Below are 26,625 nucleotides of genomic sequence, written 5' to 3'. Positions count from 1 at the left end.
ATGAAGTACTATTTATAAATAAAGCTTTAAAAATTAAATATTACTATGACCATAAAGAATTAAAAAATATTTTTTACTCAGAAAATGAAATATTTAATATCCCTTTTTCACTAAAATCTTTTTTTAGCGAAGAAAAGAACAACTTTTTCTCACAAATAAATCTTAATTTAATTAAACTTAGAATTGAAAATAAATTAACTTTTGAAAACGAAAAAAAAATAGGGAAATCACAGATTGTTTTTAATAAACTAAAAAGAAATCTTGATTATCAAATTAAAAAAAATTCTATCGATTTTTATATTTTTGATAAGATAGATCAGCCAAATATTTCCTATAAGGGAAATTTAAATTTCAAACCTTTTTATGGAAATTTAGAGGGTGATTTAAATGAAATTAATTTAAATACACTGTTTGGATCTAATGCTGTAATTGCACAACTATTAAAAACTGAAATATTTTATAATAAAAATATTGATTTTAAAATAAATATTCATGCAGATAAAGTTTATAAAAACGCTAACTTTAAAAATATTAATTTAAGCTCAAATCTACAAGAAGGTTTAATTGATACAGATAATACAAAATTTAAATGGAGAGATTTTGCAGATTTTGAATTATTGGAAAGTTTAATTTTTGTTAAAAATGGAGAATTAATTTTGGATGGTAAAATTAAGATAAATGTTAACGATTATAAAAAGATATATAAATTCCTTCTAACACCAAAAAATTATAGAAATAAAATTAAAGAAATTGATTTTAATTTTACTTATAATTTTGATCAAAAAATTGCTGAATTAAAAGATATTAAGATTGATAATAAAATTAATCAGAGTGTAAATACAATTTTAAATAATGTAATTTTTAAAAAGGAGGATTTACAAAACAAAATTTACTTCAAAAATTTGTTAAATGAAGCAATTAAGAATTATGCTGGATAGATCATCTTTTTAGGATCAACTATCTTATTGTACTCTTTCTCGTTTATTAATCCTGTTTTTAAAGTTTCATATTTTAAAGTAGAATGATTTTTGAGTGCAGTTTTTGCTATTTTTGCTGCATTATCGTAACCAATATGTGGAGCTAAAGCAGTTACTAGCATAAGTGAATTATCTAGATGTTCTCGGATTTTTTTTTTATTAGCTTTAATTCCTTTGATACAATACAGGGCAAAATTTTTTGTGCTATCACCAATCAAGTCGATTGATTGTAAGATATTATGAGCAATTAAAGGTTTAAAAACATTTAGCTCAAAATGACCATGAGATCCCGCCATAGTTATACCATTATGGTTGCCAATAACTTTTACACAAACCATAGTAACTGCTTCGCATTGTGTTGGATTAACTTTTCCAGGCATGATGGATGAACCAGGTTCATTTTCAGGAAGAATTAATTCTCCATATCCGGCTCTTGGACCAGAACCTAGAAAACGAATATCGTTAGATATTTTCATTAAAGCTACAGCACAGGTATTAAGAGCACCAGAAAAATTAACAATTGCATCATGGGCAGCAAGCTCTGCAAATTTATTTGGTGCTGGTTTGAATTTTAATTTTGTAATTTTTGCAATTTCTTTAACAATTTTTTTATCAAAATTTTTCTTCGAATTTATTCCAGTACCAACTGCAGTACCCCCTTGAGCGAGAAATAATATTTCCTTTAAAGCATATTCAATTCTCTCAATACTTTTTTTAACTTGGAAATGGTATCCAGAAAATTCCTGTCCGAGAGATAATGGAGTAGCATCTTGTAAATGAGTTCTTCCAATTTTTACTATATTTTTAAATTCATTGGATTTTCTTTTTAATTCTTTTTCTAAAATTTTTAAGCTTGGCAGCATTTTAGAAATAGTTTCTTTAGCAACAGAGATATGCATTGCAGTTGGAAAAACATCATTTGTAGATTGTGATTTGTTTACATGATCATTTGGATGAACAGGTTTTTTACTACCTTTTTTTCCACCTAAAATTTCTATTGCTCTATTAGAAATAACCTCATTTACATTCATATTTGTCTGTGTACCAGAACCTGTTTGCCAAACTTTTAATGGAAAATTTTCATCTAACTTACCTTTAATTACCTCATCTGATGCTTTGATTATTGCTTTAGAAATTTTACTATCAATTAATTTATCTTTAGCGTGAACTATAGCGGCTGATCTTTTAATGATAGCTATTGATTTAATGATTGAAATATTAACTAAAATTTTACCAATATTAAAAAACTTATTAGATCTTTGAGTAGATGCACCCCAATATTTATCATTAGGAACCTTTATACTTCCAATACTGTCAAATTCTTTTCTTAATTTCATTGATTAATTTTTAAGTAACAAATAATTATTAACATACAATAAATTTTAAAAAACATACAGGAGCATTATGTCGAATTTTAGAAAAGTAGGTACTTTCATGAAAACATTTGGTCAGGAAGTTAAAATGAAACCATCATTTAGCACTGAAAAAATAAATAAATTGAGGATAGATCTTATTAAAGAAGAATTAGAGGAGCTTACAGAAGCTATGAATAATAAGGACTTATTGGAAGTGGCTGATGCGCTAACAGACATATTATATGTAACTTATGGAGCAGGGCATGCATTTGGAATTGATTTGGATAAATGTTTTGACGAGGTCCAAAATTCCAATATGAGCAAGTTAGATGAAAATGGAAAACCAATTTATAATGAGTCCGGAAAAGTCATGAAAGGTCCTCACTACTTTAAACCAGACTTATCTAAGTTTGTGAATTAAATTTCTAATTTAAAATCAACAGCAGGAGCACTGTGTGTAATACTTCCTACAGAAATTCTGCTCACTCCAGTTGATGCAATAGCTTTAACAGATTTTAAAGAAACGTTACCTGAAGCCTCGGTTTCATAATATTTTTTTGCAATCTTTACACTTTCTCTTAAATTTTTAATACTCATATTATCTAAGAGAACCCTATTAAATTTCAGACCTAAAATTGACCTAAGTTGCTTAATTGTATCAACTTCGACAGTAATTTTTTTTCCTTTTTTATTTTTAATAGCTTTTAAAACCAAACCCTTTAAATTTGAACTAGCAATATGGTTATCTTTAATTAAATATTCATCGCTTAAATTAAATCTATGATTAGTGCCACCTCCTAATTTAACAGCATATTTTTGGATAACCCTTAAGTTAGGAATTGTTTTTCTTGTGCAACAAATCTTAGTTTTTTTTCCTGCTAATTTTACAAACTCATTTGTTTTAGTTGCTATTCCAGAAATATGAGACAAAAAGTTTAAAGCTACTCTTTCAGCTATTAGAATATTTTTAGCATTGCCTTTTATTAAAGCTATTAAATTTCCTTTTTTAACTCTAGAACCATCTTTTTTCTTAATAATAAATCTTACTTTATCATCAATTAATGCAAAAGTTTGTTTAGCAAATAATAACCCTCCAACAATTGCACTTTGATTTGAAATTAATTTAATTGTTAAGACCTTCTCATTATTAATTAAAGCTGAAGTGATATCTCCCGAAGGATAAAGATCCTCATTCAATGCTAGCTTAACTGTACTTTTGATAAATTCTTTGCTGAGTTTAATTTTTGACACTTAATTATCTGCCAATGGCTGCCATTCTCTCTACAGATATTCTGGCTTTCTCAATTGTTTCTTTGTCCATGATAATTTCACCAGTTTCATTTTCTAGACAATCTAATATCTTTGGAAGTGTAATTTTTTTCATGTGAGGGCACATATTACATGGTTTGACAAAGTCTACATTTGGATTTTCTATTTGAATATTATCACTCATTGAACATTCTGTAACCATCATTACTTTTTTTGGTTGATTATCTTTTACATATTTGATCATTCCAGAAGTTGATCCTGCAAAATCACTTGCTTCTATTACTTCAGGAGGACATTCTGGATGTGCTATAATTTTAATTCCTGGATTATTTTTTCTTATATCTTCTATTTCTTTTTTATTAAATTGATCATGAACAATGCAAATTCCTTTCCAAGAAATAATTTCAACATCTGTTTGAGAAGCAACATATTTAGCTAAATAATCATCAGGCAAAAATATCACTCTTTTTACACCAAGTGATTTGACTATTTTCACGGCATTTGCAGATGTACAGCAAACATCTGTTTCTGCTTTGACTTCCGCTGAAGTATTCACATAGGATACAACTGGAACGCCAGGGTATTTTTCTTTTAGTAACCTTACATCTTTACCTGTAATAGATGATGATAAAGAACAGCCAGCATCCATATCTGGTAGAATAACTTTTTTATTAGGGCTCATTAATTTTGCAGTTTCTGCCATGAAATGTACCCCAGCCATTAAAATTATATCAGCTGAAGTTTTTGAGGCTTCAATTGCTAATGCAAGAGAATCTGCAGAAAAATCTGCAACACCGTGATAAATTTCTGGTGTTTGATAATTGTGAGCTAAAATTACAGCATTTTTTTCTTTTTTTAATCTATTGATTTTATGAATATAAGGAGCGTGAACCGACCATTCAATTTCAGGCATAACCTTAGAAATTTTTTGATAAATAGGATCTGTTGCTTTACGGACTTCTTGTGTAAATTCCATAAAGATTTTTACCAATTTGAAACATGATTGTCATTCATTTATTATGGGACATATCGCGGTTGTGCTGAAATTGGTAGACAGGCACGGTTGAGGGCCGTGTGGACCTAGTCCATGAGAGTTCGAGTCTCTCCGACCGCACCAAAGTGAATTTTATAGAGGAGTTTTTGATGGATAAATTGCTTTCAGTAATATTTATGATTGGGGTTTTGCTTTTAGTTCTACCAAGTTTTTTACAATCAAATTCTCAATTAAAGCAATTTCTTAAAAATCTAAGTATTTGGATAATTTTAATTATTATAATTTTAATGATTGTTTATTTATTTAAATAAGAAAATTAGTTTTTTATCCAATATGGTTTATTGATATTTATTGACGCTTCTTTAGTTTTAAAATTTGCTTTTTCATTAAAGTTTTCGTTTAAGTATTTAATTAAAGCAAAAGGGTAGTCGCTATCAATTAAAACCTTACCTATTTCAACTTCATTGTTGTAAATACTTTCACCTTCGTTCAGTTTTCCATTAATTACAATTATTGGAAACAATCTTTTTGAAAGCTTGTTCTTTAATTTAATTCGTGCTGTATTTTCTTGGCCAACATAACAGCCCTTTTTGAAGTCAATTCCATTTAATTCTTCAAAATTACATTCAATACCAAACAATTTGTCTTTTAATTTATTTAAATCTTTTGGAACTATCCCCAATTTATGACTCAATGAATAGTATTCTTTAACATTAGCATCATGAAGATCCAGTTTTTTTAAAGATAAATAAAGTTTTTCTAAATTAATAATTAATCTAGCACCTAAATCCTTATTTCTTGGATCTAAAAACATTGGATCTTGTCTATATTTAATTGTGTATCCATGTTGATCTTTTGCTTCATCAAAAGTTAAGAATTTTTCATGAGAAAATGCTGCTACAACAAACTCATTACTTAAATTTAGAATTTCAACTTTTGATCTTAATTTATATAGCGATAATTGTTTGAATAACTCCTGTGCCTGAGGTTTTTCACAATCCAAAAGATATCCAGACTTATGTTTTACAATTATAAATTCATATAAAAATTTACCTTGGGGTGTAAGTAATGAACTAAAACAACTATTTACATCACTTACTCTGTTTATATCGTTACTAATAAGATTTTGAAGAAACTCTTTTGCATCTTCTCCGTTAACATAAAGAATTGCTCTGTCATCTAAAATATAAACGTTTTTGATATTCATAATTGATTAATTATAAAATGTAATATAATAACAATTTCTCAAAATGTTAGATCTTATAATTAAAAATGGACAATGTTACATCGATGGTGAGTTAAAAGATGTAGATGTTGCTATAAAAGATGGAAAAATACAAAAGATTGGACACATTTCAGAAGAGGCAAAAGAGACAATTAATGCAGAAGGCCATACAGTATTGCCTGGTTGCATAGATACTCAAACACATTTTAGAGAACCAGGATCAACGGATACAGAGGATCTTCACTCAGGCAGTAGAGCAGCAATAGCAGGAGGAATCACAAGTGTATTTGAAATGCCTAACACCAATCCACCAACTTCAAATATGAAAGAGTTTCAAAGAAAACTAGATCTAGCTAAAAACAGAATGTATTCCAATTATGCTTTTTATTTTGGAGCAACAGCTGACAATGCGGATGATTTAGCAAGTCTAGAGGGTTTAGAAGGTTGTTGTGGTATTAAACTTTTTGCAGGATCTTCAACTGGTAATTTATTAGTTGCTGAAGAAGATGATATAGATAAGGTTTTTCAAAATGCTTCAAAAGTAGTAGCTGTTCATTCTGAAGATGAGGCAATTTTAAAAGTAAATAAGAAATTAATAAAAGAGGGTGATGTTCATACCCATCCAGTATGGAGAAGTGCAGAATGTGCAATAGCATCTACTAGAAGAATTGTTAGAATTGCGGAAAAGCATAATAAAAAAGCTCATGTACTTCATATTACAACAAAAGAAGAAATTGATTTTCTGTCACAACATAAAGGAAATATTACATTTGAGATTACTCCCCAGCATTTAACTCTTTATGCTCCAGATTGTTACGATAAGCTTGGAACTTATGCTCAGATGAACCCACCATTAAGAGATAAATCTCATTACGATAGATTATGGTACGGGGTGAGGAATAACTTTAATGATACAATCGGTTCAGATCACGCACCTCATTTAAAAGAAAACAAAGATAAGGTGTATCCAAATACTCCATCAGGAATGCCAGGGGTTCAAACTTTAATACCCGTAATGTTAAATCATATTAATGATGGAAAATTATCTCTTGATCAATTGATGAATTTTGTTTGTGAAAATCCAGTGAAAATCTTTGGAATAAAAAACAAGGGATTTATTAAAGTAGGGTATGATGCTGATTTTACAATTGTCGATATGAATAAAACTATTGAGATTAAAAATGAAAATATTGAGAGCAAATGTAAATGGTCACCTTTTAATGGATTTAAATTCAAGGGAACACCTACCCATACGATTATTGCAGGAAAAATAAAAATGCAGGATGGAAAAATTTTAGGAGATCCTGATGGAACACCTTTGCAGTTTAGCTAAGCTTTCCAGTAAAACTATTTACTAAAATTACACCAATAACAATTAAAAATAATCCCAATATTGCTTGCCATGCTAAAGTTTGTTTAAAAAAAATATAACCAAGAATTGCTATTGTAAAAATTCCAAGACCACTCCATGTTGCATACACTATTGCTATAGGAAGTTTATTAACTACAAAAGTTAACAGATAAAAAGCTGTGAGATAAAAAGCAGATAGAGCAACTGTTGGTATAAGTTTTGTAAAGTTTTGTGAGACGGGAAGCAACATTGTTCCAGCAACTTCACAAAATATTGCAGCGATTAAAAAAATGTAAGTTTTAACCATTATTTAAGATTTTGTGGTTAATTAAATCTTCTTTTATTTCTGTTAAAATTGCAGGATCATCAATTGTAGGTGGTACTTTATAATCAACACCATCTGCAATTTTTCTTATGGTCCCTCTTAAAATTTTTCCCGATCTTGTTTTTGGTAATCTTTTAATAACAATTACCACTTTAAATGCAGCAACAGGTCCAATTTTATCTCTAACCATTTGTACACATTCTTTAGATATGGTCTCATTATCTTTATCAACACCAGATTTTAAAACCACTAAACCAATAGGTAATTGACCTTTTAATTTATCTGCTATTCCGAGCACTGCACATTCAGCAACAGATTGATGTTCTGATAAAACTTCTTCAATCGCTCCAGTTGATAATCTATGACCTGCTACATTTATAATGTCATCAGTTCTAGACATGATCCAAATATAACCATCATCATCAATGTGACCTGCATCGTATGTTTGGTAATATCCCTTATAATTTGACATATAGTTTTCTTTATATCTTTGATCTGCATTCCATAATGTTGGAAATGTACCTGGAGGCAAGGGGAGCTTTACCACTATATCTCCCATTTCGTTTGGTTTAGCCAAAGATTGGTCTGGTTTGATGATTTTTACATCATATCCTGGGACAGCTTTGCAGGCTGAACCATATTTTGTTTCCATCATTTCAATACCAGTACAATTTGAGCTAATTGCCCAACTAGTCTCTGTTTGCCACCAATGATCAATAACTGGAACTTTAAGCAAATTCTCAGCCCACTTTATAGTATCTGGATCAGCTCTCTCTCCAGCAAGAAATAAGCTTTCAAAACTGCTGAGATCATATTTTGAGAAAAATTTACCCTCAGGATCCTCTTTCTTGATTGCTCTGAAAGCTGTCGGAGCTGTAAAAAGAGATTTTACTTTATAATCTGAAATGATTTTCCAGAAAGCTCCAGCGTCTGGTGTCCCAACTGGCTTTCCCTCAAACAAAACAGTTGTGCATCCCTTAAATAAAGGAGCGTAGACAATATATGAGTGTCCAACAATCCATCCAATATCACTTGCAGACCACCAAATATCATCAGCATCAATATTGTAAATATTTTTCATAGTCCACTTGAGAGCAACAATGTGACCACCAATATCTCTAACTATACCTTTGGGAGTTCCGGTTGTACCTGATGTATATAAAATATATGCAAACTCATTGGAGTTCATCTCAACACAGTCTGCATCTTTAGCACCAGAGACAACTTGCTCCCAGCTGACCTCATGTGGAGCATTTAATTTAACTTCATGACCAGGTCTTTGGAATAAAATCATCTTTTCAATTTTGTGATCTGCTATTTTTATCGCTTCATCAACAAGTGGTTTGTATTCAACAGTTCTTCCTGGCTCAAAACCACATGATGCAGTCACTAATAATTTTGCTTTACTGTCATCTATTCTGCTTGCTAGTTCATTTGATGCAAACCCACCAAAAACTACTGAGTGAATTGCACCTATTCTTGCACAAGCTAGCATTGCAACTATTGCTTCAGGTATCATTGGCATGTAAATAATCACTCGATCACCTTTATTTGTACCTTGAGCTTTCAATGCTCCTGCAAATTTAGAGACCTTCGATCTTAATTCCTTATAAGTGAACTGATTTTTCTTACCTGTAATAGGACTATCGTAAATTAATGCTGTTTTTTGGCCTCTTCCTTGATCAATATGGATGTCTAAAGCGTTATAGCAGGTGTTTGTGACCCCATCTTCGAACCATTTATAGAAAGGTGGGTTGGATTTATTTAAAATTTTTGTTGGTTTTTTAAACCAAAAGATATCCTCTGAGGCTTCTTGCCAAAATTTTTCAGGATTTTTTATAGATTTTTGGTAAATTTGACTAAACTTAGATGACATAAAAATTTGATTCGAATTCCTTAATTTTTTTGGTTTTTAACTTATAAATTGTATTTAATTTTAAAAATTAAGTAAAATCAATGCTTATTAGTGACAATTAAGTCTTCATAAAACTAATTTAATTTGCTATTAACCGCGACATTGGCTTAGGAAACTAAGTCTAGTTTATATAAACTAAAATAAAAACTAACGAAGAGGGAGTTTTTTATGAAAAAACTTAAACTGTTTGCTCTAGCAGCTATGGCCTTGATAGGTTTTTCAGGTATAGCTATTGCAGCAGACGCAACGATGTTGATGCAAGATGACTTCGTAGGAATTTCATTCTGGGTTATCTCTATGGGAATGTTAGCAGCTACTGCTTTCTTTTTCATGGAAGCAGGCAATGTCGCATCAGGCTGGAGAACATCAGTTATTGTTGCTGGTCTAGTAACTGGTATTGCATTCATACACTACATGTACATGAGAGAAGTATGGGTTGCTACTGGAGACTCGCCAACTGTTTACAGATACATTGACTGGTTAATCACTGTGCCATTACAGATGGTAGAATTCTATTTAATTCTAGCAGCTATTGGTAAAGCAAACTCTGGAATGTTCTGGAGATTGTTAATTGGTTCATTAGTAATGCTAATCGGTGGATACTTAGGTGAAGCAGGATACATTAATGCTACACTTGGTTTCATCATCGGAATGGCAGGTTGGGTATACATTCTTTATGAAGTATTCTCAGGTGAAGCTGGTAAAGCTGCAGCGAAAAGTGGAAACAAGGCTCTTGTAACTGCTTTTGGTGCAATGAGAATGATCGTTACTGTAGGTTGGGCAATTTACCCATTAGGTTATGTATTTGGTTACTTAACTGGTGGTGTAGATGCTAACTCACTTAACGTCGTTTATAACTTAGCTGACTTCATTAACAAAATTGCATTCGGTCTAGTAATTTGGGCTGCTGCAACTAGTTCTGCGGGCAGAAGAGCTAAGTAATTTAGCTAAAATTTAAATTAAGGGCAGGTACAATTTTGTACTTGCCCTTTTTTTTGTCTTTATTAAAAATATAAATAACAAACATACATATTTTTATTTCTATGGAAGTTAAATTAGAGAAATGGCATAAATGCCAAGTTGATATAGAGATCCTTAAGGAACTCTCTAAAAAATCTGATATCAAAGGGCTTCAACACGTTTCAGTCTTTTTTGGATTGTTATTAGTAACAGGAATTTTAGCATATATAACTTGGGGTACATGGTGGTCTGCTTTTTGGTTTTTGGTTTATGGAAACATATATGGTTTTTCAAATCCATTATGGCATGAGACAGGTCACAAAACCGCTTTTCAATCAAAATCTTTAAATGAATTTTTTTACTATGTTTCTTCATACCTCTCAAATTTTGAACCAACAAGATGGAGATATACGCATTTCGTTCATCATGGAAATACATATTCAACAGAAAATCCATATGATCATGAAATTGAATATGGAAATAATTTAAAAGAAACTCCAAAAAATTTATTAATAAATTTAATTCCTTTTATGGAACTTATTTATTTTAAAAAAAGTATAGCTTACGAAATTATTCAACATGCATTGGGTGTAAAAACAAAAGTGATGCAAGACTGTATTCCTGAAAATGCACAATCAAAAGTTATTTTAAATTCTAGAATTTTTGTTGCAATTTGGATTGCAATTATTTTATGGTCTTTAATTACATTATCTTGGTTGCCAGTTTTGTTTTTTTTATTACCAAAATTCTATGGAAGAACCTTACATAAACTTGTTTCTTTTACTCAACATGCTGGTTTAGCAAGAGATATTAGAGATCATAGATACACAACAAGAGAAATGTATTTAAATCCTATTTTAAGTTTTTTATATTGGAAAATGGAATATCATGTAACTCATCACATGTTTCCAACAGTTCCATCTTATAATCTGGATAAACTTCATCATCATATTAAAGATCAATTACCAAGGACAAACGATGGTTTAATCGATGCTTATAAAGAAATTTTACCAGCTTTGATGAAACAAAAAGAAGATTCTGCCTACTTTTTTAAAAAGGAAGTCCCTGAACTACAAAACGCATAAATCTGACCAAGTATGTTTTTACTTACTTGTTCAATTTAGATAAGAACTTATATATAACGCATGGCAAAAATTACTTATCACACGCACGATAATAAAACTCATACAGTTGATGTTCAAAAGGGTTTAACAGTAATGGAAGGTGCAATTCAAAATGATATTCCAGGAATTGATGCAGATTGTGGTGGAGGAATGGCGTGCGCTACATGTCATGTTTATGTCAAAGAAGAATGGTTAGATAAACTTCCAACAAAAGAGGATGGCGAAGAAGATATGCTTGATATGGCTTTTGAACCAAAAAATAATAGCAGGTTGAGTTGCCAGTTAATAGTTTCAGATGAGTTGGATGGTTTAGAAGTTAATATTCCGTCAAAGCAAGGTTAGATGAATAAAATAGATGTATTAATTATTGGAGCTGGACCAACAGGATTATTTTGCGCTCATCAACTTGGAATTATAGGATTGAGTTGTGAGATAGTTGACAATTTGGATAAAGCAGGAGGTCAATGTATTGAACTTTACCCCGACAAACCAATTTATGATATCCCAGCTGTTCCAGAGTGTACTGGTGAGGAGCTAACCAATAATCTTTTAAAACAAATTAAACCTTTCAATGTTAAATTTCATTTAAATGAAAGAGTAGAAGAATTAAAAAAAAATCAAAATAGATGGCATGTTAAAACTTCAGGTGGAGCTGAATTTGATGTTGCAGCTATCGTTATAGCTGGTGGCGTTGGTTCTTTTGAACCTAGAAAGTTTCCAGTAAAAGAATGTGAAAAATTCGAAGGAAATTCTTTATTTTATTCAATAAAGGATAAATCAATTTTTAAAGATAAAACTGTTTCAATTTTTGGAGGAGGGGACTCCGCTTTAGATTGGGCTATAGAATTGTCAAATACTTCTAAAATAAATTTAATTCATAGAAGAGATGGTTTTAGTGGAGCAGAATCCAGTGTTCAAAAAGTAAAAGAACTTAATGATCAAGGAAAGTTAAATTTATTTACAAAATATCAAATGAATTATGTAAGTGGAGATAAACAAATTGAATCTGTTAAAATAAAACATGACGAAGGTAAAATTAAAGAGATAAAGTCTGATTATGTCTTAGGTTTTTTTGGTTTGATTATGCAACTTGGCCCTATTTTAGATTGGGGATTAAATATTGATAAAAAAACTGTTCAGGTAAATACCGAAAACTTTGAAACCAATGTGAGTGGTATATTTGCAATTGGAGATATTTGTTCTTATCCAGGAAAATTAAAATTAATTCTTTCAGGATTTCATGAAGGTGCGTTAGCAGCAAGGGGTTGTTTTAAATATGCAAAACCAGATGAAAAATTAAGATTTGAATTCACAACAACATCTAAAGCTGCACAAGAAAGACTTGGAATTAAAAAATGATAGAACTTTTTTCTGCTAATACTCCCAATGGATGGAAAATTAGTATTATGCTTGAAGAAATTGGTTATGAATACAAAGTTACAAAAGTTGATTTAGGTAAAGATGAACAATTCAAACCAGAATTTATAAAGCTAAGTCCTTTTGGAAAAATTCCTGTTATCATTGATCATGATAATAGCAAAAGTATTTTCGAGTCTGGAGCAATATTAATGTACTTAGCTGATAAAAGTGGAAAACTTTATAATGAAAAAGATAGACTAGTTATTAATCAATGGTTAATGGCTCAAATGGGTACTGTGGGTCCTATGATTGGTCAACATCATCAGTTCCATCACTACAATCCAGGTAAAAGTGAGTTTGGTGAGGAAAGATATTTTAAAATTACTAAAAGAATTTATGGAGAATTAGACGCAAGATTAAAGGTATCGAAATTTCTTGCAGGACCTGATTACACAATCGCTGATATTGCAACGTGGCCATGGATGGCAAGACATGAATGGCATGATATTGGTTTGAAAAATTATAAAAATTTATCTAGATGGTATTTAGAAATAGCTGACAGAGATGCTGTTATTAAAGGTTATGCTTTTATGGATAAGGAAGCTAAAATTCCTAAAATTTAAAGATTTATCCAAATAATCTATAAAGAGTGCTAAGAATTCCATAACCTGAAAATTCAATAGCTACAATAATAATAATTATTAAAATTAATTTTTTATTCATTTCAAAAATAAATATAGCAACAAGATAATCCAGAAAAAAGGATAGTAAAAATAAATATATTTCTTAGCAAATAGGAAAGAGATTGAATTTTGCTTAGACGATTTTTTTTTCATTTTTAGTCATCCGCATGAACTTTTTCATCTTTTTCATGTTTTTCTTGTGCTGCAATAGTGTATTTAGCAACAGGTCTTGCCATTAATCTTTTTAATCCAATTGGCTCAGCTGTATCCAAACAATAACCGTAAGTATCTTCTCTAATTCTTCTTAAAGCTTTATCAATTTCTGAAATTAATTTAATTTGTCTATTGATTGCTTTCATTTCTACGTTGCTATCAATATAGGAGTTTGCTTGGTCTACAATGTCGGCAGAAATATTATTATCATCCATGCTACCATTATAAAGAGCTTCATTGTTAGCTTTGATTAATTCCTTTTTCCACTCTGTAAGTCTAATTCTAAAATACACCTTGTGTTTTTCACACATATATTTCTCAGTATCTTTTGGAATATAAGTTTTTGAAATTTTTATAGGACCTTTGGATGCAACTTTAGCTATAGTTGGTTTTGCTTTACTTACAACTTTGGTTTTTGGCTTTGATACTTTTTTTTTAGCTTTAGCAGTCTTTGGCATAGCGTAATTTTAATCGCTCGCAGTATATTCAGCAAATTAGGGGTGTCAAGCAAGCTTAATTGATATAAATATTTATAAATGACCATAAACAACAAAAATATCGATAATGTTTTTTATATTTTTGTTATAGCTCATCTAATTTTTTGGACTTTGATTCCATCAATTACAAATCATAATTTACCACTTGATACAATCGAAGCTTTAGCTTGGGGGAGTAATTTAGATTGGGGTTTTAATAAACATCCACCAATGAGTGCTTTTATTCCTGAAATATTTTTTCAAATTTTTGGAGCTCAAGATTGGGTTTATTATTTATTAAGCCAAATTTTTGTAGTTATTTCTTTTTATTATGTTTTTAAATTTTCAAATGAAATATTTAACAATAAATTATTAGCCTTAATTTCTGCATTATTAATTGAAGCAATTTATTTTTATAATTTTACCACGCCAGAATTTAATGTAAATGTATGTCAATTACCTTTCTGGTCTTTAACAGTTTACTATTCTTGGAAAATTTTTAACGCTAAAGAAATAAAGTTTTTAGATTGTTTTCTAGTAGGTCTTTTTGCTGCTTTTGGTTTTTTATCAAAATATCTATTTATCTATCTTTTGGTTTCAATTGACCTTTTATTTATTTATTTAATATTCTTCAAAAAAGAAAGAAAATTTGATTTTAAATATCTTATTTCACTTGAAGTTTTCTTGGTGGTTTTATTTCCACATTTAATTTGGTTAAATAACAATGAGTTTATTACTATTACATATGGATTAGCTAGAACTGGCTTAGAACAATCTAGCTTTATAGATCATGTTAAATTTCCAATAATATTTTTGTTAAAACAAGTAGGGATATTAATTCCTTTTTTATTACTATCCTGGTTATTAGTTAAAAAAATTAAATTAAATTTAAAATTTAAAGATAAAAAATTACTATTTTTATTAGCAATTAATGTTTTGCCAATTGTTTTAATGTTTTTAACATCATTAATTTCAGGATCAAAAATAAGAACTATGTGGATGACACCATTCTATTTGTTTTTTGGTGTATTAACTGTTTATTTGTTACAAGCTCAAATTAACCTTAAAAAGTTAAAACCATTCGTCGTTGGATTTATTTTTTTCTTTTTTTTATCGCCTGTGCTTTACGCTTATGTTTCGATTTCAAAAGACGATAAGAGAACCGATTATCCAGGTAAGGAAATTGCAATTAAAACACAATTTGCTTGGAACCAACAATTCAGTTCTACTATTAATGTAGTTTTAGGTGATGAATGGAGTGCTGGAAATTTATCATATCATTTAAAATCAAGACCAGTTTGGGATGGATTGGTTGAGAGAGAAAAACTTGATCAATTGAAAGATTATATGTGTCTTGATAATATTTGTGTAGGAGTAAGGTAGATGAAGTACGTGATATTAATTCCAGTTTACAACGACAGAGAGTCGTTAAAATTACTGATTGAGAATATCAACAGTGAAATTAAAGATTTAAATCAAGATATATCGCTAGTCGTTATAAATGATGCTTCCTCTCAACAGATAGTTGATACCTACCCGAATATTGAGAACATTAATTCTGTTGAGATAGTAAATATGAAAGAGAACAGAGGCCATGCAAGATGTATTGCTTCTGGTTTAAAATACATCTTTGAAAAAAAAGACTTTGATTTTGTAATACCTATGGATGGTGATGGTGAAGATAGACCTGAAGAAATTAAAAGTTTCATTCAACTTTCAGAGAAATCAACTGAAAAGTCTATTGTAGGCGAAAGAGTTAAGAGATCTGAAAGTATAATTTTTAAATTATGTTATCAGTTTCATAAATTTTTGACTTTAGCTTTTACAGGACAATCGATTAAATTTGGTAATTTTACTTGTTTATCTAAAACAACAGTAAAGAAACTGCTAGATGAAAAAGCAACATGGAATAGTTTTTCAGCATCTTTAAAAAAAATAGAAAAAGATTTAATTTCTACTCCATCCATAAGAGGCAAAAGATATTTTGGACCATCTCAAATGAGTTTTTTTAATTTATTAAAGCACTCTCTTTCAATAATAAGCGTCTTTAGAAAAACAGTTTTAATTCGATCAGCTTTATTTATAATTTTTTATATTTTACTAATAAAAAGCTACGCTTCAGTAATTACCTCATTACCATTAGTTTTGTTATTGATAATGATTTATTCAATTTCTAGTTTAGCCTTAAGAGAAAATATTGATGAATTTAATAATTCCTTAACAAATATTCACGATATTGATAAAATAAAATAATTATGAGGAACTTTTTTAGAAAAGTTGGTTATGGAATTGGACCCAATGAACAAGTTCCCACCGATCCTTTAAAGTGGGCTCTTGATCAAGTAAATGATGTGCCAGATCTATCTTGGAAAGGTAAAATATATTCTGAAAAAGAATTAAGAAATCATTATAAAGATTGGGTCTATGGCGATAGAAAAGTTTTAAGAAAAAAATATAAAGACAACAAAACACTTTATAAAACACATAAAGATTTACTTAGACATAAAACTGGACAAAAGTTCTGGGAATCTTTGGAGATTTCAATAAGACATAATGAAGGAATTAATAGCAGTCATCCTGTCCTTGCAAAACTATGGATGTTTTGGGGAAATTTTTTTGCAATTAGCGAAAAAGATTTCTTAGCAAATTATTCAACTGGTCCATATCACAGAGAAATTATTAGACCTAATCTAAATCAAACTTTTGAAAAGATGGTTTATGACGTAACTACATCATGGGCCATGATACATCATTTAGATAATAGCGAGAGTGCAGGTCCTAAAAGTATTACAGCCGGTCAAGATTGGAGAAGAAAAAAGAAAAGGCCAGCAACGATTAATGAAAATCATGCAAGAGAACTTTTAGAGCTTCATACAGTCTCTCCAAAAGCAGGCTATACCCAGGAGGATGTTATTCAACTTGCATATGTAATGACAGGTTGGCAACAAAGATGGAGCAAAAAAAAATTAGAGACAGGTAATGTTTGGTTTAATTCAGAATATCATGAGCCCGGTAAAAAAAATGTTTTAGGAAAGGAATATAAAAAAGGAAAAAAATCTTTAGCTGTAGTTATAAAAGATTTAGTAAATCATCCTAACTGTAGAGATTTTGTTGCTGAAAGACTTTGTAAATATCTAATAACTGATGAACCAACACAAGAAATGAAGCAACCTATTATTGATGCTTTTAAACAGACAGATGGATTTTTGCCCGAAATCCATAAAGCTGCGATTAAAATTGCATATAAATATAATGATAAATACAGAAAGTTTCAGACACCTGAAAATTGGTTTATACAAGTAGCAAAAACTGCAGATTTAAGTTGGCCACCCGCAACACATCTTATGGATAGTTACGAATTAGGTGTAAAACCTCTTAGGTCTCAAAGATTACCAGAAAGAATTTTAAGAAATATTGGACATCATCCTTATAGAGCCAAACAACCAAATGGGTGGTCTGATGATTCTGCTGATTGGTTATCTCCAGAATTATTAATCAGAAGATTGGTCTATGCTGATAGAAGTTATTCATTTCTTAAAGCTGGAAATGATAATAAAGAATTTTATGAAAAAATAATTAACAATAATTTTGATAATCCAGGAAAAATATCAGATTATGTATTTAAGAATATGTTGCGTAAATCAAGCGAAAAAAATGTATTAATATTTAATCATCCGGAGTTTTTAAAAGCATGAAGATAAATAGAAGAGATTTTTTGAAAACAACTGCACTAACTTCAATGTACTTTGCAGGTTTCGGAGTACCTACTTTTGCAAACTCAGGACTAAAGAAAAATTTAGTCGTTGTTATGTTACGTGGTGGAATGGATGGATTATGTGCAGTTCCAATTAAAGATGATAAAAATTTTGAAAAACTTAGAAGCAAAATTAATCTTGATAAGACACTAAAATTAACCGGAGACTTTGATTTACATCCAGCACTTAAAACATTTAAGAGTTTATGGGATCAAAACAAAGGAGCAATAGTTCATGCTACAAATATACCATATACAGGAAGATCGCATTTTGATGGACAAAATTTAATGGAGTCAGGGGGTAAAATTCCATATCAGGTAAAAACTGGTTGGTTAGGAAGAGGTATGAAGTCTTCTGGTCTAACCGGAAAAGGATTAGCTCTAGCTTTACCAATGCCTTTATTGATTAGAGGTGTGCCTATGAATAATAATTATTTTCCAGTGGGTGATAGATTACCAAGTAAAGATACACTAAATCTTATAGATCAGATTTACAAAGAACATGATGAAAAATTATTAGGAGAAAATCTTAAGATTATCATGACTAGAGAGCTTAGAAATACAGCTAGTGATGATAGTTGGGTGCTTGCAAGCAATGCAGGTCAAGAACTTTCAAAACCAAATGGGCCAAGAGTAGCTGTTTTTGAGGTAGATGGTTTTGATACCCATGCAGCTCAAGGATCAACTAACGGAGCTCACGCAGACTGTCTTAATGATTACGACAAAATTGTTAAAGGTCTAAATCAATCCATGTCCAAAGAGGCATTTGATAATACTTTAATTGTAACACTTACTGAGTTTGGTAGAACAATAAAACAAAATAGCAGCAATGGAACTGAACATGGCTATGGATCTGCTATTTTCTTAGCAGGAGGCTTAGTTAAAAAAGCTCAAATTCATACTGATTGGCCAGGATTAAAGAAAAAAGAATTATTTGAAGGAAGAGACTTAAATTCTACAATAGATTCAAGAGCAATTTATGCTTCTGCAATGTCTACAGTTTTTGACGTAGATTTCAAAAAAATCACTAAAGAAGTTTTCTGGGGAGAAAATTTAATTAATTTATCTGAAAAGTTATTTAAAACATAAAGTGTAAGTAAAAATATTTTAAATACAATTTCTGATTGAACATTTTTTTATTTTCTCATGTTTTGTGAGTTAATGAATGCTGTTTTAAATTTCGATTTAATAATAAGATATGTCTATGAAAGGTTTAGCCAGGTGATATTGGCAGTAAATCTGCCATTACTATATTTAAATTATTAATTTTACTTTTAATAATTCTTATTTCTACTTCTAATCTGGAAGCAAAAGATAAAAAAGAGAAAGATTGTATTTACTGTAAAAAATACGAAAAACTCAGCGATTGGCCTGAAAGCGAAAGACCTACTGCTTTCATTTATGAAAAGATAGATTATCCAGAGGGAATGTTTCACGAAAGCTTGATTAAGAGTAAACAAAAACAAGGTGAAGCAGGAAAAAAAGTTTACCAAAGATTTGTTAAAGGAAAAGGTGAGTTAAACAAATATCAGCACAACATGATCAGAGATATGGCTTACTTTGAAGCTTTATTTAATGAAATGCTGAATGATAAAAAAGCTAAAGTTGAAACCTTAGAGGGCTTAAAAAAAGGTAGAGAAGCAATGAGAATGAGTTTGAACATATCTCCTAAAGCAAAAGCCTCAGAAGCTATTTTGAAATTTTGGGCAACTGGTAAAATGTTAAAAGCTGCTCATAAAAAAAATAAAAAGAAAAAGAAAAAAAAAGAAAAACAATTGACTCCTGAAATTTCAGAGAGAGCAGCAGTTTTAGCAAATCTTAAAAAACAAATCGCCACAGCTAAGGTCAATGCACAAAGAGCTGCAACTATAAAAGCTCAGGAAAATATAAAAGAGGGTAATTAATGATTTTTAGAATTATAATTAAAAGTTTTTTAATATTTTTCTTGTTAGTTAATTTAGTTGCTAAAGCAAACGATATAGCTTCAATGTCTGATATTTCTGAGGCAGCAGGAAGCTCAGCTCAGGCTGCAGCAGATCAATTAGCATCAGATGCAGCCAAGGTTGCTGAAAATATCTCTGGAGCAACAGCTGCTTTAGGAGAAGCAAAAAGTGATATAGGTAAGGCGTTAGATGTATCCATAGCACAAGCTGAAAATGCTATGGCTTTTGCCACAGAAAGTTTAGCTAAAGGAGATATTACGTCTGCAGTTCAAGCAATGTCATTAGTTGAAGGAGTTACTGATATGGCTTTAGGAGCTATACCAGATCCAACAGCACTTGATATGACTGGAATAGATTTTGCAAAAGATTTTTCTCCAGAGGAAATGGCTGCTTTGTCTAGCATAGCAGGTCAAATGGGAGCAGGAAAAGTTGTATCATTACAAAAAATGGCTGGCCAAATGAGTGCACTGGGTACTGCAGGTTTTGACGCGAAAGGAATGATGGGATCTCTTGATGCTCAAGGTATTGGAATGGGTGCAGCAATGGAAGGGTTGGCAAATGCTGGAATGGTAAACTTAGAAGCTATCACTGGTTCAGCTGAATTTGATATGGCAAATTTTAATCCAGGAGATTTTGCTTCTATGAATGTTGCTGAGATGGGAATGAATCCTGCAATGATGGCTGGAGCTCTTAACGCTCTTCCAGTTGGTGCAGCTACAGCTGCTCTAGAAACTCTAGCTACTAATCCAGAGGCGATGGGTCAAATGGGACAAACTATGACTGGTGCTATTGTAGCTACAATGAGCGCTAAAGGTATGGGTGATGAAATGATGAAAAGCATGGAAGCCAATATTGGAATGCAAGGTATGACAGATATGGCCAAAGGTATGGGTGGCATTGAAGGAATGAAAGAAATTGGAAAAGTAATGGCTGATGTTGGAATGGAACAAATGGCTCAATCCCTGCAAACAGCTTTTGCAAATCCTGAAGCTGGAATAGTTTCAGCAATGTCAGGAACAGTTGGGATGATAAGTCAGGCAATATCTGGAAAAGCGCCTAAAGAACAAACTGCTATTCAAAAAGGAATGGCGATGGAAAATTCATTTGCAAACAATATGGCTGCTCCAGAAGCTTTAGAAATGCCAGAAAATATTAGTGAGACAGGTATGATGATGGGTGCCATGGTAATGGCTAAACCGTCTTTAGCTGGGGGATTGCCTGGAGCAATGGCACCACCTGAGGGAATGACAGCTTTAGGTGTTGGAGCTTTAGATCCAAATAATCCAGCTGGAGGCATGGTGGGTGGAGTTATTGATAATATGTCTAAAGCTGAAATGGGTGCAGCAATGGCAAACATGACTGGAATGAATAAAGGAACAATAGATAATTTAGGAATGACCGATATGGCTATGCAAACAGGATTAACTCCTGGAATGGTTGCAAGTATGGGTGCAGCGGGAATTGCAGGAATGGATGTAACAACAATAATGTCAACCAATGTAGCTGGACTAGGTAGTAAAGCTATTCAAGGCGTTGCAGATATGGCAAAGGCTGGAAATATGTCAGCTGCGTCTATGGGAGATATGATGGAAGTAGGTTTGGTTAATCAAGGTACTATGGCAGCTATGGGAGCTGAAGGTATGAAAGGTTTAAGTGGAGCTATGGGAATGGAAGGTGGCGACATGGGATTAGCAGCTATGAGTGGTGGAATGGTTGGAATGGGAGAAATGAATTTAGATGCGCAAATGAATCCTGAAATGGCAGCAAGCATGGGATTAGCTGGAGGCCCAGAAGGCACAAAATTAGGAGATATAATGGGTGGAACACCAGAGGGATTTGATGGTGGAATGAAAGGTGGAATGAATTTAGGACAAGTTTCTGCTGCGATGGGAACTGGAGTGGATCCAGGAGCAGCAATAGGAAATGTAGCAGGTGCTGCAATGGCAGCTGACGGACCAGGAGGACTCGCAGGTGCTGCAATGGGATCTGCAATGGCTGCTCAAGGTGCAGCAGCTTCAGCCATGGGTTCTCATGCAATGGGAGCTGCAATGGGAATGGAAGGCATGGGCGAAGGTGACATGGGTAAAGCTATGGGCGGTGCTATGCAAGAAGGAATGACAGGAACCATGGGTGGAGCAATGGCCGGAGCAATGGCCGGAGGTCCAGGTGGACCAGGTGATATGGGACCAATGGGTGACATGGGCGGTCCTATGGGAGGACCTGATGGTGGACCTATGGGTGACATGGGCCCAATGGGAGGAGATATGGGTGGTGCCATGGGAAATATTGGTGGCGCTGTTGAAGGTGCTATGGGAGCACCTGGTGGACCAGGAGATCCAGGACCTGGCGGACCAGGTGGACCAGGAGATCCAATGGGAGGACCAGGAGATCCAGGACCAGGACCAGGACCAGATCCAAAATAATACTTAATGATAAAAAATTTTTTAATTAGTCTATTTGTTTTTGTTTTAATTACAAACAATTCATCGTCTGAGTCAAGATTTGGTGAATTAACAGAAATGCGTGATGAAAAAATGCGAGGTAAAGATAATCAATGGGTTAGACCTCATCCAGGACCTTTTATATGGAATCACATAGAAAAAGAAAAAGGAAATTTTACTTGGGAGGATGCTGATCAATATGTTGTTTATGCACAAGAACATAATCAAACGATTTTAGCAACTATCTGGCCTCATGCTAATTGGGAACAAAAATCTTGTAAAAGAAAAAAAGCAAGAAGTCCTTTTGGAAAGCGTTTTACAAAATATTTAAGCAAACCTTGCTCAATGGATGATTACAAAAATTTTCTTGTAAAATTAGTAGATCGTTATGATGGTGATGGTTTAAATGACATGCCTGGATTAACTAAACCTATTAAATATTGGGACGTAATGAATGAGCCAGAGTTTAAAATGTTTTTTAAAGGCAGCAAAGAGGATTTTATTGAAATTTTCAATTTTTCCTCAAAAGTAATTAAAGAAAAGCAACCTGATGCTGTAATAGTTATGGCTGGAGCAGCTGGAATGTTTCCAGAAAGTAAAAAGTATTGGAAAGTTGTTTTGCCAAAAATTAAAGATAATTTTGATATTGCAAACATACACCACATAAGCGGGCCAGATGGGCAATGTGATAAACAGCTTTGGGTAGATGAGTTTGCAGATTTATTAAAAAGCGTTAATATTGATAAACCTATTTGGTTAACAGAGGCTATGACTTGTGGTCCTCCAGTAAAGGCTTGGGTCAATGCATTTTTAAATGGAGCTGAACTAATTATTGATGTTGGTGTGAATGCTCCAGGAAAAAAAATGAGCAAAAAGGGCAGAAAAAAATTAAATGAATTTATTGCTGAATACGATGGTTTTAGTTCAATTAAAAAGATTTCTGAAAAAAAAGTAGAATTTACTTTTAAAGATGGTTCTTCTAAAACTTTAGAATTTTAGTAAGTTTAATAATGAAAAAAATATTTATTATTTTTTTGTTAATAGGATTTGCAAATAATCTATTTGCTAAAGACAAACCTCAAGCTGGAATTTTTATTGAAAACTATAATGGCATGACTGTTTTTGGACAGTCTAGACCCGGGATAACAAAGCAAAGATATTATTTTGGTCATAGGTGGAGCTATCATGACTTTAATAATGATGGAGTAAAAGATTTTTTATATTCAGGGACAATGCGTCCAATTAATATTAACACTAGCGGTAAAACAACAGCAGGTGCATGTGGTGGAAAGAAATGTGAAGGGGACATGCCAGGACCGACACTTTATTTAGGTCAAAAAGACGGCTCTTTTATTGATAACTCAAAACTTATAATTGATGACAGAAATCCTTCTGGTCAGAGTTTATCTCGTCAGCAACTGATAGCTGATTTTAACAATGATGGAATATTGGATTTTTATTTAGTTGATCATGGAATTGGTGGTGGAAATTATGATGGTTTTAGAGATAGTTATTTTTTAAGTAAAAAAAATGGAACTTGGTTAGAAAGTTCATTAACTCATTTATCAAAAAAAGATTTTAAAATTTTTGATCACGGTGGTGCAGTTGGTGATATCGATAATGATGGAGATATAGATATTGTTTTAACAGATTTAAAAAGAGTTTTGCAGTGTTTGTATAATGATGGCACTGGTAAAATGAAGATAAAAAAATGTGGATCTATAAATGCATTTGGAATTGAACTTGGTGATTTTGATAATGATGGAGATCTTGATATTGTTCATGGTGGGCACGAATACGAGGGTACAGAAACAGGAATCGCGCTGAATAATGGTAAAGGTAAATTTAAAAAGAAAATTAAACTACCTTTTCCTGATGGAAATTGGGGAACAGTACCAGAAGTTTCGTTTTGGGATCTAGATAATGATAGTGATTTAGATATTGTAGTTTCTAGAGCAGGAGAACTCTATGTTGGTACTGGGGTTCAGGTTATTGAAAATTTAGGAAACAATAAATTTAATTCTAATTTTTATATTTTAGTAGACCCACCTAAAGATTATATTCCAAAACATGAAGGAAATGAATGGAACAGTTATGTTGATCAAATAAGATTTTCAGATCTAGATAATGATAATTTAACAGACATAGTTTTAGTACGTCCAGGTAGCCTTAAACTACGAGCGGGATCAATATTAAAAAATGAAGGTGCAATGAATTTTAAACATATCAAATATAAAGAGACAGGTAATCCGATCAAAATCGTTGATGATAAAATGTATAAAGACGATCCAAGCACTTTTTTTGAAAATTTTGAGATTGCTCGTGGAGCATCTAAATCAACTGAGTCTTCTAAAAAATTTAAAAAATTTCTTAATAATAAAAAACTAGAAGTTTTTGATTTAAATGGATTTGAAAATATCGATAGACCAATATTACTCAAAAGATCAGGCGCTTCTTTAATAGCTTATAAATATATTAAGCATGGAAAAGATTGGATTGATTATGATATTTTTGTTGAATGGGATGGGGTTAAATTTCCAATAAGTATGTGTTTGGAATATTACCCTAAATTTAATTTTCCTGCGAATAGAGCCAGTTTAGTTGATAGATTTAAATTTGCAGGTTTAGATGAAACTTCAATTCCTAGCTTTTCAGAATGCAGGGGAAAAAGTGGATATATTGCCGGTTGGGATATTACTGAACCCACCATTATAGAAATAGGAATAGATACCTTGCTAAAAGATTTAAATTTTGAAGTAAGGCCTATTTTAGCAAATATTCCTCAGTTAAGTGACGATCAAAAGAAAATATTATTAACTAATCTTGATAAAAATATTAATTAGCAACAACCGCAGCTTTTTTTAGCAGCTTTTGGTTTATCATCAGTTTTTGAAGCTTCTAATTCTTTTTGCTCTTCCTCAAGAGCTTTTTGTTTTTTTGAAATCTTGTCTTCAAAGTAATCGTATAGAGAAGCAAAACCTAATTTAGAGGCTCTTTTTTCTTCATAATTTCTTCGCCCTTTAAGGTTTTCAATTATTTTGACTATTTCTTGGTTCTGCATGCTCTCTTTTTATTTAAAAAGGCAAATAATTCAAGCTATAAAAATTGACAAACTATAAATAGGATTTTTTGTGCTAGGATAATGTCATGAATATAAGTCAAAAAAAACTAGAAAAATCTAAAGGCAGATTAGAAATAAAAATAATAGACCAAAACTTAGAAAAACTTTATCAGCAAGGATCTTTAAAAGCTTTGATGCCAGATTTTCATGAAAATTTAAAACAATTAATGCTTATTAATACTGCTGGTGGAATTACTAGTGGAGATGAATATGACTTCAAATTTGAAATTGACAGTTCAAATCTTTGTATTTCAACTCAGGCTGCTGAAAAGATTTATAGTGGTTTTGGCAATCCAGCTAACTTAGAAATAAACTTAAATTTATCAAACAATTCAAGTTTATTTTGGTTACCTAAAGAGTTAATTTTATTTAATAATTGTAACTTAAAAAGAAAAATTAATTTTAATTTATCAAAAGACTCAAATTTACTTTTTTGTGAAAATATAATTTTTGGACGAACTTCTATGAAAGAGAAATTTGAAAAGGGATATTTTTCAGATTTTTGGAATATTAATGTTGATAATAAATTAATTCATACCGAAGCAATAAATACTGGTTTATTTGAAAAAAAATATTTGAATAGTTTTTCGACACTAAATAATAATTCTGCAGTTGCGACAATTATTATTGTAGGAAATAAGTTTTTGAATAACTTTAATAATCTATCTGAAACTTTAACTAATAATGAAAATACAACTTCAAATTATTCTCAATGGGATAATAAATTGATCGTAAGACTTTTATCTAAAGATAGTTATAATCTTAAATTTGCAATTGATAAAATTTTGTCTTATTTTTTTGAAGATTCAAAGATACCAAAAGTATGGAATATATAAATGAAACTTACTCCTAGAGAAAAAGATAAACTTTTAATAAGCCTTGCAGCGATTGTCGCTAAAAATAGATTGTCAAAAGGTATAAAATTGAATTATCCAGAGGCTATCGCTTTAATAACAGATTTTGTTGTTGAGGGAGCTAGAGAGGGCAAAAGTGTTGCAGAACTGATGGAGGCAGGAGCTCATGTCATTAAAAAAAAGGATTGTTTGGAAGGCATTCCAGATATGGTGAAGGAAGTTCAAGTAGAAGCTACTTTTCCAGATGGAACTAAATTAGTAACTGTGCATAAACCTATAAGGTAAT

At 31.4% G+C, this 26,625-nt stretch carries 27 protein-coding genes and 1 tRNA gene; 20 read left to right on the top strand and 8 right to left on the bottom strand.

The window, feature by feature from the left end; genetic code table 11:
* Window positions 1–938, top strand: a 938-nt coding sequence (locus ACTT9Y_RS04815; protein WP_440933265.1) for a hypothetical protein, incomplete at its 5' end; no start/stop codon positions are given.
* Here the strand turns inward: ACTT9Y_RS04815 and fumC are convergent.
* The gene (fumC, locus tag ACTT9Y_RS04810) at window positions 926–2,314 is read right to left on the bottom strand and encodes a class II fumarate hydratase (protein ID WP_440933264.1); all 1,389 of its coding nucleotides are present in this window, start codon (window positions 2,312–2,314) and stop codon (window positions 926–928) included. The genes ACTT9Y_RS04815 and fumC overlap by 13 nt on opposite strands.
* A gap of 67 nt (window positions 2,315–2,381) precedes the next feature.
* Between fumC and ACTT9Y_RS04805 the strand changes: the two genes are divergently transcribed.
* Window positions 2,382–2,753 (top strand): phosphoribosyl-ATP diphosphatase, encoded by a 372-nt coding sequence (locus ACTT9Y_RS04805; protein WP_440933263.1) that lies wholly within the window; start codon window positions 2,382–2,384, stop codon window positions 2,751–2,753.
* On the opposite strand, the gene nadC is transcribed toward ACTT9Y_RS04805, so the two are convergent.
* Together nadC and nadA are read right to left on the bottom strand one after the other, a co-directional pair.
* Window positions 2,750–3,583: a carboxylating nicotinate-nucleotide diphosphorylase gene (gene nadC, locus ACTT9Y_RS04800; RefSeq protein WP_440933262.1), complete on the bottom strand. Its 834-nt coding sequence runs from the start codon at window positions 3,581–3,583 to the stop codon at window positions 2,750–2,752. The genes ACTT9Y_RS04805 and nadC overlap by 4 nt on opposite strands.
* A 4-nt stretch (window positions 3,584–3,587) precedes the next feature.
* Window positions 3,588–4,577 carry a quinolinate synthase NadA gene (nadA, locus tag ACTT9Y_RS04795; protein ID WP_440933261.1) on the bottom strand — a complete coding sequence of 330 codons (990 nt, stop codon included), beginning with the start codon at window positions 4,575–4,577 and terminating at the stop codon, window positions 3,588–3,590.
* A 55-nt stretch (window positions 4,578–4,632) separates the two neighbouring features.
* Here nadA and ACTT9Y_RS04790 point away from each other — a divergent pair.
* Window positions 4,633–4,718 (top strand) — tRNA-Leu (locus ACTT9Y_RS04790).
* Between the two features lie 26 nt (window positions 4,719–4,744).
* Window positions 4,745–4,906: a hypothetical protein gene (locus ACTT9Y_RS04785; RefSeq protein ID WP_440933260.1), complete on the top strand. Its 162-nt coding sequence runs from the start codon at window positions 4,745–4,747 to the stop codon at window positions 4,904–4,906.
* Between the two features lie 5 nt (window positions 4,907–4,911).
* Here ACTT9Y_RS04785 and ygfZ read toward each other — a convergent pair whose 3' ends face one another.
* Window positions 4,912–5,802, bottom strand: a complete 891-nt coding sequence (gene ygfZ / locus ACTT9Y_RS04780) for a CAF17-like 4Fe-4S cluster assembly/insertion protein YgfZ (protein ID WP_440933259.1) — start codon at window positions 5,800–5,802, stop codon at window positions 4,912–4,914.
* Window positions 5,803–5,845: 43 nt separating this feature from the next.
* Here ygfZ and ACTT9Y_RS04775 point away from each other — a divergent pair, with 43 nt between their 5' ends.
* A complete protein-coding gene (locus ACTT9Y_RS04775) occupies window positions 5,846–7,153 on the top strand; it encodes a dihydroorotase (protein ID WP_440933258.1) in 1,308 nt (435 codons plus the stop codon).
* On the opposite strand, the gene ACTT9Y_RS04770 is transcribed toward ACTT9Y_RS04775, so the two are convergent.
* A complete protein-coding gene (locus tag ACTT9Y_RS04770) occupies window positions 7,146–7,478 on the bottom strand; it encodes a DMT family transporter (RefSeq protein WP_440933257.1) in 333 nt (110 codons plus the stop codon). The two genes, ACTT9Y_RS04775 and ACTT9Y_RS04770, sit on opposite strands and share 8 nt — an antisense overlap.
* Window positions 7,471–9,372, bottom strand: coding sequence for a propionyl-CoA synthetase (locus tag ACTT9Y_RS04765; RefSeq protein WP_440933256.1), 1,902 nt, complete (start codon window positions 9,370–9,372; stop codon window positions 7,471–7,473). The genes ACTT9Y_RS04770 and ACTT9Y_RS04765 overlap by 8 nt, the downstream gene beginning before the upstream one ends.
* A 240-nt stretch (window positions 9,373–9,612) precedes the next feature.
* Between ACTT9Y_RS04765 and ACTT9Y_RS04760 the strand changes: the two genes are divergently transcribed.
* The 5 genes from ACTT9Y_RS04760 (at window position 9,613) to ACTT9Y_RS04740 (ending at window position 13,477) form a co-directional block, all read left to right on the top strand.
* The gene (locus tag ACTT9Y_RS04760) at window positions 9,613–10,353 is read left to right on the top strand and encodes a bacteriorhodopsin-like (RefSeq protein ID WP_440933267.1); all 741 of its coding nucleotides are present in this window, start codon (window positions 9,613–9,615) and stop codon (window positions 10,351–10,353) included.
* Between the two features lie 101 nt (window positions 10,354–10,454).
* Window positions 10,455–11,456 carry a fatty acid desaturase gene (locus ACTT9Y_RS04755; protein ID WP_440933255.1) on the top strand — a complete coding sequence of 334 codons (1,002 nt, stop codon included), beginning with the start codon at window positions 10,455–10,457 and terminating at the stop codon, window positions 11,454–11,456.
* A 60-nt stretch (window positions 11,457–11,516) separates the two neighbouring features.
* Complete coding sequence (locus tag ACTT9Y_RS04750; protein ID WP_440933254.1) at window positions 11,517–11,837, top strand: 2Fe-2S iron-sulfur cluster-binding protein; 321 nt, start codon at window positions 11,517–11,519, stop codon at window positions 11,835–11,837.
* Window positions 11,838–12,854 (top strand): NAD(P)/FAD-dependent oxidoreductase, encoded by a 1,017-nt coding sequence (locus ACTT9Y_RS04745; protein ID WP_440933253.1) that lies wholly within the window; start codon window positions 11,838–11,840, stop codon window positions 12,852–12,854.
* On the top strand, window positions 12,851–13,477 hold the full coding sequence (locus tag ACTT9Y_RS04740; RefSeq protein ID WP_440933252.1) for a glutathione S-transferase family protein: 627 nt from the start codon (window positions 12,851–12,853) through the stop codon (window positions 13,475–13,477). The genes ACTT9Y_RS04745 and ACTT9Y_RS04740 overlap by 4 nt, the downstream gene beginning before the upstream one ends.
* 215 nt (window positions 13,478–13,692) lie before the next feature.
* On the opposite strand, the gene ACTT9Y_RS04735 is transcribed toward ACTT9Y_RS04740, so the two are convergent.
* A complete protein-coding gene (locus tag ACTT9Y_RS04735) occupies window positions 13,693–14,208 on the bottom strand; it encodes a TraR/DksA family transcriptional regulator (protein WP_440933251.1) in 516 nt (171 codons plus the stop codon).
* 78 nt (window positions 14,209–14,286) lie between these two features.
* On the opposite strand from ACTT9Y_RS04735, the gene ACTT9Y_RS04730 reads away from it, so the two are divergent.
* From ACTT9Y_RS04730 to ACTT9Y_RS04695, 8 genes are all read left to right on the top strand, one after another.
* Entirely contained in the window at window positions 14,287–15,609 is a 1,323-nt protein-coding gene (locus tag ACTT9Y_RS04730; RefSeq protein ID WP_440933250.1) for a glycosyltransferase family 39 protein, read from the top strand.
* Window positions 15,610–16,479 carry a glycosyltransferase gene (locus tag ACTT9Y_RS04725; protein ID WP_440933249.1) on the top strand — a complete coding sequence of 290 codons (870 nt, stop codon included), beginning with the start codon at window positions 15,610–15,612 and terminating at the stop codon, window positions 16,477–16,479.
* Window positions 16,480–16,481: 2 nt separating this feature from the next.
* On the top strand, window positions 16,482–17,921 hold the full coding sequence (locus ACTT9Y_RS04720; RefSeq protein WP_440933248.1) for a DUF1800 family protein: 1,440 nt from the start codon (window positions 16,482–16,484) through the stop codon (window positions 17,919–17,921).
* Window positions 17,918–19,069, top strand: a complete 1,152-nt coding sequence (locus ACTT9Y_RS04715; RefSeq protein ID WP_440933247.1) for a DUF1501 domain-containing protein — start codon at window positions 17,918–17,920, stop codon at window positions 19,067–19,069. The genes ACTT9Y_RS04720 and ACTT9Y_RS04715 overlap by 4 nt, the downstream gene beginning before the upstream one ends.
* Before the next feature lie 338 nt (window positions 19,070–19,407).
* The gene (locus ACTT9Y_RS04710) at window positions 19,408–19,884 is read left to right on the top strand and encodes a hypothetical protein (protein WP_440933246.1); all 477 of its coding nucleotides are present in this window, start codon (window positions 19,408–19,410) and stop codon (window positions 19,882–19,884) included.
* Window positions 19,884–22,346: a hypothetical protein gene (locus ACTT9Y_RS04705; RefSeq protein WP_440933245.1), complete on the top strand. Its 2,463-nt coding sequence runs from the start codon at window positions 19,884–19,886 to the stop codon at window positions 22,344–22,346. Before ACTT9Y_RS04710 ends, ACTT9Y_RS04705 begins: the two co-directional genes overlap by 1 nt.
* Before the next feature lie 6 nt (window positions 22,347–22,352).
* Window positions 22,353–23,363: an endo-1,4-beta-xylanase gene (locus ACTT9Y_RS04700; RefSeq protein WP_440933244.1), complete on the top strand. Its 1,011-nt coding sequence runs from the start codon at window positions 22,353–22,355 to the stop codon at window positions 23,361–23,363.
* Between the two features lie 11 nt (window positions 23,364–23,374).
* Window positions 23,375–25,207 (top strand): FG-GAP-like repeat-containing protein, encoded by a 1,833-nt coding sequence (locus ACTT9Y_RS04695; protein ID WP_440933243.1) that lies wholly within the window; start codon window positions 23,375–23,377, stop codon window positions 25,205–25,207.
* Here ACTT9Y_RS04695 and ACTT9Y_RS04690 read toward each other — a convergent pair.
* Window positions 25,204–25,425 carry a hypothetical protein gene (locus tag ACTT9Y_RS04690; protein WP_440933242.1) on the bottom strand — a complete coding sequence of 74 codons (222 nt, stop codon included), beginning with the start codon at window positions 25,423–25,425 and terminating at the stop codon, window positions 25,204–25,206. The genes ACTT9Y_RS04695 and ACTT9Y_RS04690 overlap by 4 nt on opposite strands.
* Before the next feature lie 86 nt (window positions 25,426–25,511).
* On the opposite strand from ACTT9Y_RS04690, the gene ACTT9Y_RS04685 reads away from it, so the two are divergent.
* A complete protein-coding gene (locus ACTT9Y_RS04685; protein WP_440933241.1) occupies window positions 25,512–26,321 on the top strand; it encodes an urease accessory protein UreD in 810 nt (269 codons plus the stop codon).
* Window positions 26,322–26,624, top strand: a complete 303-nt coding sequence (locus ACTT9Y_RS04680; protein ID WP_440933240.1) for an urease subunit gamma — start codon at window positions 26,322–26,324, stop codon at window positions 26,622–26,624.
* Window position 26,625: the final 1 nt, after the last annotated feature.

Origin of the sequence: Candidatus Pelagibacter sp. (assembly GCF_052049995.1) — a bacterium.
In the GTDB taxonomy this organism is placed as follows: domain Bacteria; phylum Pseudomonadota; class Alphaproteobacteria; order Pelagibacterales; family Pelagibacteraceae; genus Pelagibacter.
Note: the sequence above shows the minus strand (reverse complement) of the source record. Positions and strands in the feature narration are given on the sequence as shown.

Excerpts from the sequence above, each read along its gene's own strand:
- fumC (WP_440933264.1), bottom strand. The coding sequence starts at position 2,314 with ATGAAATTAAGAAAAGAATTTGACAGTATTGGAAGTATAAAGGTTCCT.
- ACTT9Y_RS04805 (WP_440933263.1), top strand. The coding sequence starts at position 2,382 with ATGTCGAATTTTAGAAAAGTAGGTACTTTCATGAAAACATTTGGTCAG.
- nadA (WP_440933261.1), bottom strand. The coding sequence starts at position 4,577 with ATGGAATTTACACAAGAAGTCCGTAAAGCAACAGATCCTATTTATCAA.
- ACTT9Y_RS04785 (WP_440933260.1), top strand. The coding sequence starts at position 4,745 with ATGGATAAATTGCTTTCAGTAATATTTATGATTGGGGTTTTGCTTTTA.
- ygfZ (WP_440933259.1), bottom strand. The coding sequence starts at position 5,802 with ATGAATATCAAAAACGTTTATATTTTAGATGACAGAGCAATTCTTTAT.
- ACTT9Y_RS04775 (WP_440933258.1), top strand. The coding sequence starts at position 5,846 with ATGTTAGATCTTATAATTAAAAATGGACAATGTTACATCGATGGTGAG.
- ACTT9Y_RS04770 (WP_440933257.1), bottom strand. The coding sequence starts at position 7,478 with ATGGTTAAAACTTACATTTTTTTAATCGCTGCAATATTTTGTGAAGTT.
- ACTT9Y_RS04765 (WP_440933256.1), bottom strand. The coding sequence starts at position 9,372 with ATGTCATCTAAGTTTAGTCAAATTTACCAAAAATCTATAAAAAATCCT.
- ACTT9Y_RS04760 (WP_440933267.1), top strand. The coding sequence starts at position 9,613 with ATGGCCTTGATAGGTTTTTCAGGTATAGCTATTGCAGCAGACGCAACG.
- ACTT9Y_RS04755 (WP_440933255.1), top strand. The coding sequence starts at position 10,455 with ATGGAAGTTAAATTAGAGAAATGGCATAAATGCCAAGTTGATATAGAG.
- ACTT9Y_RS04750 (WP_440933254.1), top strand. The coding sequence starts at position 11,517 with ATGGCAAAAATTACTTATCACACGCACGATAATAAAACTCATACAGTT.
- ACTT9Y_RS04745 (WP_440933253.1), top strand. The coding sequence starts at position 11,838 with ATGAATAAAATAGATGTATTAATTATTGGAGCTGGACCAACAGGATTA.
- ACTT9Y_RS04740 (WP_440933252.1), top strand. The coding sequence starts at position 12,851 with ATGATAGAACTTTTTTCTGCTAATACTCCCAATGGATGGAAAATTAGT.
- ACTT9Y_RS04735 (WP_440933251.1), bottom strand. The coding sequence starts at position 14,208 with ATGCCAAAGACTGCTAAAGCTAAAAAAAAAGTATCAAAGCCAAAAACC.
- ACTT9Y_RS04730 (WP_440933250.1), top strand. The coding sequence starts at position 14,287 with ATGACCATAAACAACAAAAATATCGATAATGTTTTTTATATTTTTGTT.
- ACTT9Y_RS04725 (WP_440933249.1), top strand. The coding sequence starts at position 15,610 with ATGAAGTACGTGATATTAATTCCAGTTTACAACGACAGAGAGTCGTTA.
- ACTT9Y_RS04720 (WP_440933248.1), top strand. The coding sequence starts at position 16,482 with ATGAGGAACTTTTTTAGAAAAGTTGGTTATGGAATTGGACCCAATGAA.
- ACTT9Y_RS04715 (WP_440933247.1), top strand. The coding sequence starts at position 17,918 with ATGAAGATAAATAGAAGAGATTTTTTGAAAACAACTGCACTAACTTCA.
- ACTT9Y_RS04710 (WP_440933246.1), top strand. The coding sequence starts at position 19,408 with ATGTTTCACGAAAGCTTGATTAAGAGTAAACAAAAACAAGGTGAAGCA.
- ACTT9Y_RS04705 (WP_440933245.1), top strand. The coding sequence starts at position 19,884 with ATGATTTTTAGAATTATAATTAAAAGTTTTTTAATATTTTTCTTGTTA.
- ACTT9Y_RS04700 (WP_440933244.1), top strand. The coding sequence starts at position 22,353 with ATGATAAAAAATTTTTTAATTAGTCTATTTGTTTTTGTTTTAATTACA.
- ACTT9Y_RS04695 (WP_440933243.1), top strand. The coding sequence starts at position 23,375 with ATGAAAAAAATATTTATTATTTTTTTGTTAATAGGATTTGCAAATAAT.
- ACTT9Y_RS04690 (WP_440933242.1), bottom strand. The coding sequence starts at position 25,425 with ATGCAGAACCAAGAAATAGTCAAAATAATTGAAAACCTTAAAGGGCGA.
- ACTT9Y_RS04685 (WP_440933241.1), top strand. The coding sequence starts at position 25,512 with ATGAATATAAGTCAAAAAAAACTAGAAAAATCTAAAGGCAGATTAGAA.
- ACTT9Y_RS04680 (WP_440933240.1), top strand. The coding sequence starts at position 26,322 with ATGAAACTTACTCCTAGAGAAAAAGATAAACTTTTAATAAGCCTTGCA.